General features: G+C 71.2%; 16 protein-coding genes. 7 read left to right on the top strand and 9 right to left on the bottom strand.

Annotation, left to right across the window (positions count from 1 at the left end; all coding sequences use genetic code 11):
* Positions 1–41: 41 nt before the first annotated feature.
* From ABD844_RS37045 to ABD844_RS37020, 6 genes are all read right to left on the bottom strand, one after another.
* Positions 42–1109 (bottom strand): glycosyltransferase, encoded by a 1068-nt coding sequence (locus ABD844_RS37045; RefSeq protein WP_344888666.1) that lies wholly within the window; start codon positions 1107–1109, stop codon positions 42–44.
* Positions 1106–1909 (bottom strand): hypothetical protein, encoded by an 804-nt coding sequence (locus ABD844_RS37040; protein ID WP_344888663.1) that lies wholly within the window; start codon positions 1907–1909, stop codon positions 1106–1108. Before ABD844_RS37040 ends, ABD844_RS37045 begins: the two co-directional genes overlap by 4 nt.
* 147 nt (positions 1910–2056) lie before the next feature.
* On the bottom strand, positions 2057–4162 hold the full coding sequence (locus tag ABD844_RS37035) for a (Fe-S)-binding protein (RefSeq protein WP_344888660.1): 2106 nt from the start codon (positions 4160–4162) through the stop codon (positions 2057–2059).
* Between the two features lie 140 nt (positions 4163–4302).
* Positions 4303–4992 carry a TetR/AcrR family transcriptional regulator gene (locus ABD844_RS37030; RefSeq protein ID WP_344888657.1) on the bottom strand — a complete coding sequence of 230 codons (690 nt, stop codon included), beginning with the start codon at positions 4990–4992 and terminating at the stop codon, positions 4303–4305.
* 49 nt (positions 4993–5041) lie between these two features.
* Positions 5042–5815 (bottom strand): class I SAM-dependent methyltransferase, encoded by a 774-nt coding sequence (locus tag ABD844_RS37025; protein WP_344888654.1) that lies wholly within the window; start codon positions 5813–5815, stop codon positions 5042–5044.
* On the bottom strand, positions 5812–6621 hold the full coding sequence (locus ABD844_RS37020; RefSeq protein ID WP_344888651.1) for a sugar phosphate isomerase/epimerase family protein: 810 nt from the start codon (positions 6619–6621) through the stop codon (positions 5812–5814). The genes ABD844_RS37025 and ABD844_RS37020 overlap by 4 nt, the downstream gene beginning before the upstream one ends.
* A gap of 124 nt (positions 6622–6745) precedes the next feature.
* On the opposite strand from ABD844_RS37020, the gene ABD844_RS37015 reads away from it, so the two are divergent.
* The 5 genes from ABD844_RS37015 to disA all read left to right on the top strand — a co-directional run bounded on the left by ABD844_RS37015 (position 6746) and on the right by disA (position 10762).
* Positions 6746–7444, top strand: a complete 699-nt coding sequence (locus ABD844_RS37015; protein WP_344888648.1) for a class I SAM-dependent methyltransferase — start codon at positions 6746–6748, stop codon at positions 7442–7444.
* A 41-nt stretch (positions 7445–7485) separates the two neighbouring features.
* A complete protein-coding gene (locus tag ABD844_RS37010; protein ID WP_344888645.1) occupies positions 7486–7854 on the top strand; it encodes a MerR family transcriptional regulator in 369 nt (122 codons plus the stop codon).
* A 2-nt stretch (positions 7855–7856) separates the two neighbouring features.
* Positions 7857–8162 (top strand): thioredoxin, encoded by a 306-nt coding sequence (gene trxA, locus ABD844_RS37005; RefSeq protein WP_344888642.1) that lies wholly within the window; start codon positions 7857–7859, stop codon positions 8160–8162.
* A gap of 80 nt (positions 8163–8242) precedes the next feature.
* Positions 8243–9646 (top strand): DNA repair protein RadA, encoded by a 1404-nt coding sequence (gene radA / locus ABD844_RS37000; RefSeq protein WP_344888639.1) that lies wholly within the window; start codon positions 8243–8245, stop codon positions 9644–9646.
* Between the two features lie 39 nt (positions 9647–9685).
* The gene (disA, locus tag ABD844_RS36995) at positions 9686–10762 is read left to right on the top strand and encodes a DNA integrity scanning diadenylate cyclase DisA (protein WP_344888636.1); all 1077 of its coding nucleotides are present in this window, start codon (positions 9686–9688) and stop codon (positions 10760–10762) included.
* Positions 10763–10787: 25 nt separating this feature from the next.
* Here disA and ABD844_RS36990 read toward each other — a convergent pair whose 3' ends face one another.
* Positions 10788–11471 (bottom strand): hypothetical protein, encoded by a 684-nt coding sequence (locus ABD844_RS36990; RefSeq protein ID WP_344888633.1) that lies wholly within the window; start codon positions 11469–11471, stop codon positions 10788–10790.
* Positions 11472–11549: 78 nt separating this feature from the next.
* On the opposite strand from ABD844_RS36990, the gene ABD844_RS36985 reads away from it, so the two are divergent.
* A complete protein-coding gene (locus tag ABD844_RS36985) occupies positions 11550–12425 on the top strand; it encodes an HhH-GPD family protein (RefSeq protein ID WP_344888630.1) in 876 nt (291 codons plus the stop codon).
* An 81-nt stretch (positions 12426–12506) separates the two neighbouring features.
* Here ABD844_RS36985 and ABD844_RS36980 read toward each other — a convergent pair whose 3' ends face one another.
* Together ABD844_RS36980 and ABD844_RS36975 are read right to left on the bottom strand one after the other, a co-directional pair.
* On the bottom strand, positions 12507–12923 hold the full coding sequence (locus ABD844_RS36980) for a cupin domain-containing protein (protein WP_344888627.1): 417 nt from the start codon (positions 12921–12923) through the stop codon (positions 12507–12509).
* 12 nt (positions 12924–12935) lie between these two features.
* Complete coding sequence (locus tag ABD844_RS36975) at positions 12936–13313, bottom strand: cupin domain-containing protein (protein WP_344888625.1); 378 nt, start codon at positions 13311–13313, stop codon at positions 12936–12938.
* 60 nt (positions 13314–13373) lie between these two features.
* Here ABD844_RS36975 and ABD844_RS36970 point away from each other — a divergent pair, with 60 nt between their 5' ends.
* Complete coding sequence (locus tag ABD844_RS36970) at positions 13374–13838, top strand: MarR family winged helix-turn-helix transcriptional regulator (RefSeq protein ID WP_344888903.1); 465 nt, start codon at positions 13374–13376, stop codon at positions 13836–13838.
* Positions 13839–14005: the final 167 nt, after the last annotated feature.

Here is a 14005-nt window from a genome sequence, read left to right as displayed (position 1 = left end):
GTCCAGCGCCCGCCGACGTGCGACGGGAGAGGTACGAAACCCTAGCGGAGGCCGGCGATGAGCTTCTCCCACTGCTCGGCCACCTCGTCGGCCGAGTGCCGCACCGCCGTGTCACGAGCCCCGGCCGCGAGGGAGCGCCGCCTGCGCTCATCGTCGATCAGGGCCAGCAGCGCCGCCGCGAAGAGTTGCAGGTCGGCGTCCGCCTCGGGCACCAGCACCCCGTTGTAGCCCGTCGCCACGAACTCCCTGGGCCCCCTGGCCCCCTCGAACGCCACCACGGGCACCCCGCACCCCATGGCCTCCAGCACCGTCATGCCCAGGTCCTCGCTGCGCGAGGTGTTGGCCACGATCGACGCCTTGGCGAACTCGCCCGCCAGATCGGGCGTGGTGCCCATGAAGTAGACGTGGTTGTGCAGGTCGAGGTCGCGCACCAGGGCGCGCAGCCGCCGCTCCTCGGGGCCGCCGCCGTAGAGTCGCAGCCGCCAGTCGGGCCGCTTGTCCGCGACGAGGGCGAACGCCCTGATCAGCCGGTCGTACGCCTTCACCGGCACCCAGCGCCCGCCCGCGGCCACGATCCGGTTGTCCATGCGCGAGCGCGGCCACGGGCCGCCCGGCAGCGCGTCGAGGACGCTGTGCACGACGGGCCCGCCGTCGAGGAGCTTGGCCCACTCCTCCTGGGCCGACTCCGTGGCCGTCACGACGGCGCTCAGACGCGGGTAGAAGCGTTTGACCGGCCCCGGCACGACCGGCCTGCCCCACTCACGGGCGATCTTGACGGTCTCGCGCGGCGCGTGCCTGGCCGCCTGGACCCCGATACCCGGCCGGGTCGTGATCAGCACGTCGGACTTGAGGTTGCGCAGCACCCGCCACAGCGCCACCTCGGTGCGAACCTGCCCGCGCGGCAGCAGATGCCTGACCCCCGGCCGGGCGTCGACCACGCTGCGCATGACCACGTTGGGGCCGACCGGGAAGAACGGTTTCTCCTTCTGCCGCCTGACGCTGATCACTTCGACGTCGTGCCGCTCGGAGAGCGCGGTGGCGAGGTTCAGCATGGCGCGTACGTCGCCGCGCATGGCGTACGCGGAGGCGAGGACCAGGCTGACCTTCATCCGCCGACCTCGATCCGCAGCTCGTCGTCGGCGGTGTAGCAGGGCTTGACCAGCACGCCGTCGACCTTGGCCGACGGGTAGTGCAGCCGCCGGCGCTTGCCGTCGACGTCGTCGAGCCGCGCGCCCAGCCGCAGCGCCGTGGGCACCCCCTCGACCTCCAGCGCGGGCTCCCACGTGCCGGAGCCCGAGGCGCCCTCGGGGTCGGCGGCCAGCACGTCGACGAGCGACACGGCCGCGTGGTAGCGCACCCCCTGCACGGTGGCCGTGGCCGACAGGTGGGCGCCGGTCTGCCTGCGGTCGAGGGTCAGCACGGCCTCGTGACGGGTGTCGTCGTCCTCCAGGCCGGTGTAGGCCAGCAGGCCCGTCACCTCGAAGCGGCCCTCCCTGAACCAGATGGCCCGCACCTCGGCCACCGGCTCGGCGTCGGAGACCTTCAGCGCCAGGTAGCCGTTGCGGGTGCGGTAGGCGCGGTAGGCGAGGGTGCGCTTGCACAGCGCGTACGCGTCGAGGTGGTCGAGCGAGAACCCCGGGTCGACGCTGCGCAGCCTGCCGCGTCTGCCGTCGCGGCGCAGGTAGGCGTCCCATCGCCCGGTGGCGAGCTCGAGCGGGGCGAGCGAGATCGCCAGCGTGGCCTCGCGCGCCCGCGCGCCTGGGCTGCCGAGCAGCACGTCGCGTTCCACCCCCGTGGTGCGATGCCGGAGAACGAGTTCGGTGCCCTCTGCCAGTGGTTCGCCGATGGCCAGGCGCAGGGAGAGCACGTCGGCCAGGGTGACTTCGGCGTCAGTGACGACGACGCCCATGGCGAGCCCCCTCCCCGTCGAACAGAGCCATGCGACGTTGAGGTTACCGTGATTTTCCCGTTATGTGGATGCCGGATTTCGGTAAGGCACCTGTGTTGACGTGCGGATTCCTCCACAGCGAGTGTTGAGGAATCCGACAGCACACAGTCAGGAAGTTCCCTTGACGGACTTGATCAGGAGCTGCGCGACGTCCACGACTTCGAGCGATTCCTTGGCCGCACCGGTGTTCTTCTTCTCGTTGATCGCGTCGCCGAGCATCACCATGCAGAACGGGCACGCGGTGGAGACCGTGTCAGGATTCGTGGTCAGGGCCTCGTCCACGCGCTCGGTGTTGATGCGCTTGCCGATGCGCTCCTCCATCCACATGCGCGCGCCCCCCGCGCCGCAGCAGAAGCCGCGGTCCTTGTGGCGGTGCATCTCCTGGGTCCGTACGCCGGGCACCTTCGACATGATGTCGCGGGGCTGGGAGTAGACCTTGTTGTGGCGGCCGAGGAAGCACGGGTCGTGGTAGGTGATCTTCTCCTCGATCGGCGTGACCGGGGTGAGCAGGCCCTCGTCCACCAGCCTCGCCAGCAACTGCGTGTGGTGCACGACCTCGTACGTGCCGCCGAGCTGCGGGTACTCGTTCGCGAGCGTGTTGAAGCAGTGGGGGCAGGTGGCCACGATCTTCTTGACGCCGGCCTCGTTGAGCGTCTCGATGTTCTGCTGGGCGAGCATGTTGAACAGGTATTCCATGCCCAGCCGGCGCGCGGGGTCACCGGTGCACGCCTCCATCGGGCCGAGCACCGCGAACTTCACGCCCGCGATGTGCAGCAGCTCGGCCACGGCCTTCGTGGTCTTCTTGGCCCGGTCTTCCAGAGCGCCCGCGCAGCCCACCCAGAACAGGTATTCGGCGTCCTCGGGCATCTTCTCCTCGACGACCTCGACCTCGAAGTCGAGCTCTTCGATCCAGTCGGCCCGCTTCGTCTCGGACATGCCCCACGGGTTGCCCTTGTTCTCCAGGTTCTTCACCATCACCCCCGCCTCGGACGGGAACGACGACTCCACCATCACCTGGTAGCGGCGCATGTCGAGGATGTGGTCGATGTGCTCGATGTCCACGGGGCACTGCTCGACGCAGGCGCCGCAGTTGGTGCACGACCACAGCACGTCGGGGTGGATGACCCCCTCCTCGCCGACCAGCGGCTTGTCCAGCAACGCGAGCACGTCGGTGTCCTTGTGCTCGACGCCGTTCGCGGCCGCCAGCAGGTAGGGGGCCACCGCGAAGGCGTGGTCGCGCTGGTCGAGGATGAGCATCTTCGGCGACAGGGGCTTGTCGGTGTTCCACGCCGGGCACTGCGACTGGCAGCGGCCGCACTCCGTACAGGAGTAGAAGTCGAGGAAGCCCTTCCAGGTGGTGTCGGCGATCTTGCCGCGGCCGAGCCGCTCGGGGTCGAGGTCCTCGTCCTCGAAGTCGACCGGCTTGCCGTCCACGCGCAGTTCGGACGCGCCGCCGAGGCCGTCGGGACGGCGCGAGAAGAGCACGTTGAGCGGCGCGGTGAAGATGTGCAGGTGCTTGGAGTTCACCACGATGACCAGGAACACCAGCATGAAGCCGATGTGCAGGAGCAACGCGATCTCCTCCAGCACCGGGCTCGACGGCAGCACGTCGCCCAGGGCCAGCGAGACGAACGCGCCCGAGGAGTACGGGAAGTTCCCGTTGGCCGCCGCCGCGCCCCTGGCCAGGAAGAGCGTCCAGATGATGTTGAAGATCATGAACAGGACGAGCCAGGCGCCGCCCAGGTGCGAGCCGGAGAAGCGCGAGTCGCGGCCGAGGGACTTGGGCGAGTTCTTGACCCGGATGACCGCGAAGGCGACCAGGCCGAGCAGGCACGCCACGGCGATGAAGTCCTGGAGGAAGCCGAGCACGCCCCAGGTGCCGATGAGCGGGATGTGGAAGTCGGGGGTGCCGGTGACCGCCCCCTGGATGATCGCGCCGTACGCCTCGATGTAGACGGTCAGCAGGATGAAGAACGCCCACATGACGAAGAAGTGCGCGACGCCCGACGGCGTCCACTTGAGCAGCTTCTTCTGCCCGAACACCTCGACGAGCTGGGCCTTGACCTCATCGCCCACGTGTGTCTTGGCGTACTCGGTCCGCTCGGGCGCGGGTGGGCCCACGGTGGCGAGCTTGTACAGGAACATCACCCTGCGGCCGGCCACGGCGATCGCCAGGACGGTCATCACGAGCCCGATGACGGCTACCCAGAGCACGGGATCCTCCAAGAGACGACGATGGGTGTCAGCGTACGGTCACCCGCCGCGCAGGAATCTTCCCCAATCCTACCCACGAGTAACTTCACTGGGTCACGCGCGACATACCCTAAGGTCATCGCCGTCTCCAGAACAATGCTCTATCCCGTGAAATACCTCTGGATGGTCGGCGCCAGGATCTCCACCAGTTCGTCGTGCTCGGCGCTCGCCAGCGGCTCCAGCCTGAGCACGTGACGCGCCATGACCACGCCGAGCATCTGCGCGAAGGCCGCCTCCACCCGCAGGTGCGCCACGCCCAGCCGGTCGGCCACCTGGTGGAGCAGGGCCTGCGTGATGAACTCACGGAACATCGCGGCCGCCTGGTCGTTGGTCATGGCCGAGCGGATCAGCGCCACCATCGGCGCGCGCGTCTCCTCGTCCGCGGTGACGCCCAGGACCAGCCGGACCAGCCGCTCCCCCACCTGCTCGCGCGGCCCCGTCAGCAGCGTCGGGATGATCGTCTGCGGGTCGACAGGAAGGCGCATGGCCTCGACGAACATGCCCTCCTTCGTGTCGAAGTAGTGGTGCACGAGGGCGGGGTCGACCTTGGCCTCCCTGGCGATGCCGCGCACGGTCGCCTTGTCGAACCCCTTCTCGGCGAACACCCTGCGCGCCGCCGTGAGGATCTCCCCGCGCGTGTCGGCCGAGCCGGGCCTGCGCCCTGGACGCCGCTTGTCGGCGTGCCCGGCCTCGCTCCCCGCGCGCACGCCGTTCGCAGCCCTGTCGTTCATGGCCCTGTCGTTCATGGCCCCGTCGTTCATGGCCCCGTCGTTCATGGCCCCGTCGCTCATGGACGCGCTCCGTGCAGCCGCCCGATCGTCCGGATGCCGCGCGCTCGCGTCACCGGCCCACCGCCAGATAGACCCGCACGGGCACCGACAGCACGCCCTCGGGAAACGCCTGACGCAGCTCCGCCCGCCGCCGCTCGACCACCTCGTCGGCGCGCTCGCGCGACAGCGCCGCCATGTAGGAGTGGGAGCGCAGGTCGAGCAGGAACTGCTCGATGCCGACCAGCCTGGTCCAGGGGATCCAGCGCTCGGCCATCACCTCGAAGGCCGAGGCGATGGGCGGCACCGACCACTCCTCCACCGCCGGGCCCCAGTAGGCGGGCACCTCCTCCGCCAGCCGGGTCTCGTACGCTGCCAGCCAGTCGGCCTGCGCCGCGTGGTTGAGGTTCCAGCAGCCCGCGATCGCGCCCCCGGGCCGCAGCACCCGCCTGGCCTCGGAGATCGAGGTCGCCGGGTCGAGCCAGTGCCACGACTGCGCGTACGTCACCAGGTCGGCCACCCCGTCGGCCAGCGGCAGCGCGTTGCCGTCACCCAGCACGGCCGCCACCGGCGTGCCCCGCTGGGCCGCCACCTTGGACACCAGCCGCGCCAGCATCGGCTCCCCCGGGTCGACCGCCAAGACCCGCGCGCCGCGCGCCCTGAGCGCACACGTCATGATTCCGGTGCCCGCGCCGACGTCGACCGTCGTGGCACCGTCGAGCTCGACGCCCGACACCTCGGTCAGCGCGCGGTACACCTCGTCGGGGTAGCTCGGGCGGCCCTCGTCGTACGCGTCAGCCACACGGTCGAACGACCTGCCGAGATCCTTGATCGGTCCTGTGCTCATGTGGATGCCGCCAGATGGAGCCGGGCGAAGGCGAGACCCTCCGCGAGATCGTCGATCCGCTCGGTGCGGCTGGCCGCCTTCCTGGTGTTGACCTCGAGGACCACCAGCCCCTTGTAGCCGGTGTTGGCCAGCCGCTCCAGCATCGGCGCGCACGGCTGGTTGCCCCTGCCGGGCACCAGGTGCTCGTCCTTGTTCGTGACACCGAGGCCGTCGGCCAGGTGCAGGTGCGCGAGCCGGTCGCCCAGCTTCACGGCCATCTCCATGGCGTCGGAGCCCGACACGGCCGTGTGCGACAGGTCGAGCGTGACCTGCGGGAAGTCGTAGTCGATCGGGTTCCAGTCAGGTGAGTACGGGACCACGTCGTTGCCCCTGGCCCGCAGCGGGAACATGTTCTCCACCGCGAACGTGACATCGGTCTCGTCACGCATCCTGGCCAGGCCGGTCTCGAAGTCGCGGGCGTACTCGCGCTGCCAGCGGAAGGGCGGGTGGACCACGACCGTCGAGGCCCGCAGGCGTTCGGCCGCCTTCTGCGCCTTGACCAGCTTCGCCCACGGGTCACGGCCCCACACCCGCTGCGTGACCAGCAGGCAGGGCGCGTGGATGGCCAGGACGGGCACCTCGTAGTGCTCGGAAAGCCGCTCGATCACGTCGATGTCCTGGCTCACCGGGTCGGCGCCGACCATGATCTCCACGCCGTCGTAGCCCAGGCGGGCGGCCAGCTCGAACGCGTCAGGAGTGCGTTCCGGATATACCGAAGCAGTGGACAATGCGATCTTCGCATTGGGCACGCGGATGACATCAGCCACGTAGCCAGCCTAAGCCGGAGAAGCCGTTCTGGCGCGGCAGGCCATGGCGGCGCAGCGTGCCAAGCCCCTCAGGCCGCCCTGGCACCGGGCGCGGCCAGCGGGCGGGAGGCCCTAGCGTTGGGGCATGCCACGGATCGTCAAGGGCGCCATCCCCAGCCCGAACATCTGGCACACGCCCCAGGTCTACGAGCTGGAAAACCGCGCCGTCGACCCCGAGGGCGCGGCCGACGCGGCGATGCGCGCCCTGCGCCCGTGGAAGGGCGCCACCGTGCTCGACGTCGGCTGCGGCACCGGCTACCACCTGCCGGTCCTGGCCGCCGAGGCGGAGCGGGTGATCGGCGTCGAGCCGCACGGCGACCTGGCCGCGCTGGCCCGCCGCCGCTGCGCGGGCCTGGCGAACGTGACCGTGCACGCCGCCACCGCCCAGGACCTGCCGCTGCCCGACGCCGGGGTGGACGTGGCCGTCGCGCGGTGGGCGTACTTCTTCGGTCCCGGGTGCGAGCCGGGGCTGCGCGAGCTGTCCAGGGTCGTACGCCGCGGCGGGGCGGCCTTCGTCGTCGATCTCGACGCGACGCGGGGGTCGTTCGGCCGCTGGTTCTCGCGGACCGTGCCGGCGTACTCGGCGCGTGAGGTCGAGGCGTTCTGGGACCGTCAGGGCTGGCAGCGCCGGCCCCTCGACCTCACGATGGCCTTCGAGCGGCGGGCGGACCTGGAGGCGGTGCTGCGCATCGAGTTCGCACCCGAGGTGGCCGAGCAGGCCATCGCCGAGACGCCGGGCCTGGAGCTGGCCTACCCCAACGTGCTGCGCTGGCGCTACTTCTGAGGCTTGACATTGACGCCGGTGTCAACGTCTACCGTGGGCGTATGCGCATCGGTGAGCTGGCGGAACGCACCGGGGTGAGCACCCGCTCGCTCCGCTACTACGAGCAGCACGGGCTGCTCAGCGCCCGCCGGGGGACCAACGGCTACCGCGACTACAGCGAGGACGACGTCAGGCTGGTCTCCGAGATCCGGGCCCTGCTCCAGATCGGCTTCACGCTGGCGGAGACCCGGCCGTTCGTGGACTGTCTGCGGCGGGGGCACAGCACCGGGGGCTCGTGCGCGGAGTCGGTCGAGGTCTACGAGCGCAAGCTCGACGAGATCGACCAGGAGATCCGCGTCCTGCTGGCCCGCCGCGCCGAGGTGGCCGCCCAGCTCGCCCAGTCTTGCCCAGGCTGCTTTGTGAGGGGATGAAGATGATCACGTTGACCACCGACAACTACGAGGAGCAGGTGCTCAGGAACGACGAGCCGGTGCTGGTCGAGTTCTGGGCCGAGTGGTGCGGGCCGTGCCGGATGGTGGGCCCGGTGCTGGAGCAGATCGAGGCCGAGCACGGCCTGAAGATCGGCAAGCTCAACACCGACGAGAATCCTGAGATCATGGCCCGCTACGGGGTGATGGCCGTGCCGACGATGCTGTTGTTCGAGAACGGCGAGCCGGTCAAGCAGATCGTGGGCGCCAAGCCGAAGCGCATGCTGGTCTCGGAGCTCGGCCTCGCCTAGGAAGTCGGTCTGGGAGGCACACGGCCGGGCCGGCGTCCGGCGCTCGAAGATTGTCGGGGCCGGGCGCTAGCCTGCTCCACATGGCCAAGACTGCCCAGAAACCCGGATACCGCTGCGCCGAATGCGGCTGGCGCACCACCAAATGGGTGGGCAGGTGCGGTGAGTGCCAGGCGTGGGGCACGGTCGACGAAGAGGGCGCCCGCGGCGTCAACGTCGTCCAGGCCGGCGCCACCAGCGCGCCCGCCCTGCCGATCGGCCAGGTCAAGGCCGAGGTGGCGACCGCCCGCAGCACCGGCGTGGCCGAGCTCGACCGGGTGCTGGGCGGCGGTCTGGTGCCCGGCGCGGTGGTGCTGCTGGCCGGCGAGCCGGGCATCGGCAAGTCCACGCTGCTGCTGGAGGCCGCCGCGCGCATCGCCGAGCGGGCCACCGTCCTCTACGTGACGGGCGAGGAGTCGGCGGCCCAGGTGCGGCTGCGGGCCGACCGCATCGGCGCGATCCAGGACCAGCTCTACCTGGCTGCGGAGACCGAGCTGTCGGCCCTGGTGACCCACGTGGAGAAGGTCCAGCCCCGGCTGCTGGTGGTCGACTCGGTCCAGACGATCGGCTCCGCGCAGGCCACGGGCGTGCCCGGCGGGGTGACGCAGGTGCGCGAGGTGGCGGCCAACCTCGTACGCCTGGCCAAGGAGCGCAACCTGGCCACCGTCCTCGTCGGCCACGTCACCAAGGACGGCTCCATCGCGGGCCCCCGCACCCTTGAGCACCTGGTCGACGTGGTCCTCAACTTCGAGGGCGACCGCCACTCCCGGCTGCGGATGGTGCGCGCGATCAAAAACCGGTTCGGCCCCACCGACGAGATCGGCTGCTTCGACCTGCACGAGCGGGGCATCGAGGGCATCACCGACCCGAGCGGGCTGTTCGTCTCGCGGCGCAGCGAGCCGGTGCCCGGCACCTGCGTCACGGTCACCGTCGAGGGCACCCGCCCGCTGCCGGCCGAGGTGCAGGCCCTCGTCGCCCGCACCGAGGCCCAGCAGCCCCGGCGCACCTCGTCCGGTCTCGACACCTACCGCGTGCAGATGGTCCTCGCCGTGCTCGAGCGTCGGCTCAACGCCCGGCTCGGGGGCTGCGACGTGTTCACGGCCACGGTCGGCGGCATCAAGCTGGCCGATCCGGCCGTCGACCTGTCGGTCATGCTCGCCGTCGCCAGCGCCGCCGGCGACAAGCCGCTGCCCCCGGGGCTGGTGGCGCTGGGTGAGGTGGGCCTGGCGGGCGAGCTGCGCCCCGTGAAAGACGTGCGCAGGCGGCTGACCGAGGCCGCGCGGCTGGGCTTCAAGCGCGCCCTGGTGCCCGCCGGGTCGCTCGAAGAGGGCACCGGCAAGCGCCCCGGCCAGCGCGCGCTGGTGCCCGTGGGGCCGGTGGCGTTCGCGCCCGGCTTCGAGGTGGTGCAGGCGGAGAACGTCTGGGACGCTCTCACACACGTCACATAGCACGGCTAAGCTGAGGTGACCGATCGACACGGGGGTCAGGTGGATAGGAGTCCGGACGACCGGCGTCGCGAAGCCCTGGCCGCTGTGGCGCCGGGCACACCTCTGCGCGACGGCCTGGAGCGCATCCTGCGCGGGCAGACCGGCGGGCTGATCGTGCTCGGCTACAACAAGGTCGTCGAAGAGGTCTGCAGCGGCGGTTTCGAGCTCGACGTCGACTTCTCGGCCACCCTGCTGCGCGAGCTGGCCAAGATGGACGGCGCCATCGTGGTGAGCGGCGACGACAAGATCGTCCGTGCCGCCGTGCACCTCGTGCCCGACCCGTCCATCCCCACCGACGAGTCCGGCACCCGCCACCGCACCGCCCAGCGGGTGGCCCGCCAGACCGGCCTGCCGATCATCGCCATCAGCAAGTCGATGCGCATCATCGCCCTCTACCTCGACGGCATCCGCTACGTCCTGGAGGAGTCGGCGGCCATCCTGTCCAAGGCCAACCAGGCCCTGGCCACCCTTGAGCGCTACAAGCACCGCCTCGACGAGGTCTCCGGCACCCTGTCCGCCCTCGAGATCGAAGACCTGGTCACGGTCAGAGACGTGTCGGCCGTGGCGCAGCGCCTGGAGATGGTCCGCCGCATCTCCGACGAGATCAAGGGCTACGTGGTCGAGCTGGGCACCGACGGCCGTCTGCTCTCGCTGCAGCTCGACGAGCTGGTGGCCGGTGTCGACTCCGAGCGCGAGCTGGTCATCCGCGACTATCTCCCGGCCCCGTCCGGCCGCCGCCAGAGGCGCCTGGTGGAGGCCCTGCACGGCCTCGACAAGCTGTCGGGCACCGATCTGCTCGACCTCACGGCCGTGGCCCGCGTCCTCGGCCACAGCGGCGCCGACCAGCTCGAGAGCCCGGTCAGCCCGCGCGGCTTCCGCCTGCTGGCCAAGGTGCCCCGCCTGCCCGCCACGGTGGTCGACCGGCTGGTCGACCACTTCGGCAGCCTGCAGAAGCTCCTGGCGGCCGGCATCGACGACCTGCAGGTGGTGGGGGGCGTGGGCGAGTCGCGGGCCCGCAGCGTCCGCGAGGGGCTCTCCCGCCTGGCCGAGTCCTCCATCCTCGAACGCTACGTCTGACCCTTTCCACACCTTCGGGGGCCGCTCAGCGGAGGTGGAAGATCCCCTTGTCGGTGCGCAGCTTCCCCATCCTGACCGTGGTCACGTAGGTCCCCGGCAGGGCCGCCGGCGGCGTCGACCGGCAGTCGGAGCTCGACCGCCGACGGTCCCACTCCAGCGACCGCACGTACGGCACCCCGCGCTGCAGCTCCTTGACCTCGCTCCCCTCACCGCTCACGCAGTCGGCGGTGGACCAGATCCGGTCCGCCCCCGAGGTGATGCGGATCTCCATCGCGCGCGGCCCCACGTCGGCCGTGCACATCACCGGGCCCGTGTTCACCAACGTGACCAGGAAGCTGGGCCGGGAGTCGCCCGCGTAGATCTGCTCCCTGCCGCCCTGGAGGCTGAGCACGAGGTCGTCTTCCGCGCACGGCTCCCCGGGCCGCCTGGGACGCTCCTGGGGGGCCGCCTTGGGAGAGGGCGTGGGGGTCGGCGACGGGCTGGCCGTGCCCATGGCCAGCGTACGCAGCCCCGCCAGCAGGGGATCGGCGGAAGGCGTGGCGCCGACGCTCGGCGACGACTGGGCACCGGACGTGCGCTGGGGCCCGCTGCCCCCGCTGGAGCACGCCCACGCCACAACGGCCACCACGACGAGCACTGCCACCAGTACGCTCATCCGGCGCCGCCAGTAGATGTCACCGCCGTCACCACGCATCGTATCGGGGTCCATAGCCCAAGGATGGTGAGCGGGCGACGACGAAGAGTGACGACACGCCGAAGGGCGCCATCTCCGAATACGCTTGACCTTGTGGTTGAACCGAACCTCCTGCACGCCCCCGTTCTGGACTGGTACGAGGACAACGCCCGGGACCTCCCCTGGCGGGCGACCGACGCGACCCCCTGGGGTGTGCTGGTCAGCGAGATCATGCTGCAGCAGACCCCCGTCATACGCGTCCTGCCCGTCTGGCACGAGTGGATGGAACGCTGGCCCGCCCCCAAGGCCCTGGCCGCCGAGCAGCCCGGCGAGGCCGTGCGCCACTGGGGCCGGCTCGGCTATCCCCGCCGGGCGCTGCGCCTGCACGCCTGCGCCCGCGCCATCACCGACGAGCACGGCGGCGAGGTGCCCGCCGACCACGCGACCCTGCTGTCACTGCCCGGCATCGGCGAATACACCGCGGCCGCCGTGGCCAGCTTCGCCTACGGCGGCCGGCACGCCGTGCTCGACACCAACGTGCGGCGGGTGTTCGCCAGGTCGGTCCGCGCGGAGGAATACCCGCCGACCGCCACCTCGGCGGCCGAGCGGCGGCTGGCGGAGAGCCTGCTGCCCGAGCTGGGCGCGGCCCGCTGGGGCGTGGCGGTGATGGAGCTGGGGGCGCTGGTGTGCACGGCACGCGCACCGCGCTGCGCCGACTGCCCGATCGCGCACGTGTGCGCCTGGCGCCTGGCGGGCAAGCCGCCGCACTCAGGCCCCGCGCGCAAGGGCCAGACGTACGCGGGCACCGACCGCCAGTGCCGGGGCCGCCTGCTGGAGGTGCTGCGCGCGGCCCACGGCCCCGTCCCCAAGGCGGCGCTCGACGTCGTGTGGGACGACGCGGTGCAGCGCGAACGCGCCCTCGACGGCCTGGTGGCCGACGGCCTGGCCGAGTCGCTCGACGACGGCACCTACCGCCTCCCCCACGCCTGAGTGCCCAGCCCTGGCGGGCACGGCCGCTCTACCCGGTCTCACCTGCCTCCCCCACTCCTGAGGGCCCAGCTTCGTCCAGGGCTAGCTCATCCAGGGCGGCACGAGCCGTTCGTCGTCCTTGGGGGCCAGGTCGCACGCGCCGGGCTCCGACACCCCGCCCGGGTTGTACGCCCGCGCCCCGGCCCCGGCCACCACGACCGACACGAACCCGTGCGCGGCGTCGGCGAACATCTGCCGCCCTACGTCCGCGGGTAGCACCATCGTGTCGCCCGCGGCCACCTCATGCCGCTCGCCGCCCAGCTCGACCACCGCGGAGCCGGCGAGCCACGTCCACACCAGCTCCGCGTCGAACGCGTGCACCGGCCCCACCATTCCCGGCCTGGCCTCCACCCGCCACACGGCCGCCCCGGCCGCCCCCTGCGTCGGGGAGGCGAAGGTGGTCATGACCCCGTTGGGGGTCTCGGTCCTGCGCGCGTCCACCGCCTTGACAACCGGCATTTGCGGCTCCTCTCACGCGATCCACGGCGGTACGCCGTAGTCGGCGCCGTCGGCGGCCAGCGCACGGGCACCGGCGGGCGCCGTGACGACGGCGGTGTAGCCGGTGACGGGGTCGGCCAGGACCCGCCGCAGCGTACGGGCCGGCATGACGACCGTGTCGCCGGCCGCGACCGCGTACGTCTGCCCGCCCAGCTCGACGGTCGCCGCACCGGCGACCCAGCTCCACACCTGCTCGCTGTCGAAGTCGTGCTCGGGCCCGACTGCGCCCGGCCGCGCCTCGACCTTCCACAGGGCCCTGGAGGCCCCTCCCTGCGTCGGCGAGGCGAACGTCGTCATGACCCCGCTCGGAGTCTCCGAACGACGCGCTTCGGCGTCACGTATGACGGCCATGCCGTCAACCCCCTAAGATAGGCAACTACGTTGTCCATATAGTTAACCAGGTTGTCTATCGTGTCAAGCCACGGCTTCGAGCTGCCCCTGCGGCTGCTGCTCGCGTTCCGGATGTTGATCGACGAACTGCATGCCGAGCTGGCCCGGCAGGGTCACCCCGACATGAGACCCATGCACGGATTCGTCATGCAGGCCATCGGCCCGGACGGCACCACGGCCGTCGAACTGGGCCGTACGCTGGGCGTCTCCAAACAGGCCGCCGGCAAGACCATCGACGCCCTCGAACGCGTCGGCTACGCCGAACGCACCACCGACCCACACGACACCAGGCGCAAGCTCGTCCGCCTCACCCCGTACGGGATGGAGGCCCTCCACCTCTCGGCCCGCATCTTCGACACCCTGCGCGGCCGCTGGGCCGACGAACTGGGCGAGGAACGCCTGACCGCCCTGGAGTCGGACCTACGCACGATGACGCCGGGCAACCCCTGGCGCCTGGACACCCCAAGCTGGTTCACCAACCTCTGAACCCCAGCCCTCAACGACGACCCCACCGAGCCCCGCCTCCACACCGGGCCACACTCGCCCTTTGGACTCGGCGACTTGAACTTGGCGTCGCCCGCGCCGCCGAGCGCCCAGACGCGCCTACGAGGGGAGGGCCGGAGATACGCCCGTGGGCACCGGGACGCGCCGGC

The organism is Nonomuraea antimicrobica, assembly GCF_039536965.1.
GTDB lineage: Bacteria > Actinomycetota > Actinomycetes > Streptosporangiales > Streptosporangiaceae > Nonomuraea > Nonomuraea antimicrobica.
Note: the sequence above shows the minus strand (reverse complement) of the source record. Positions and strands in the feature narration are given on the sequence as shown.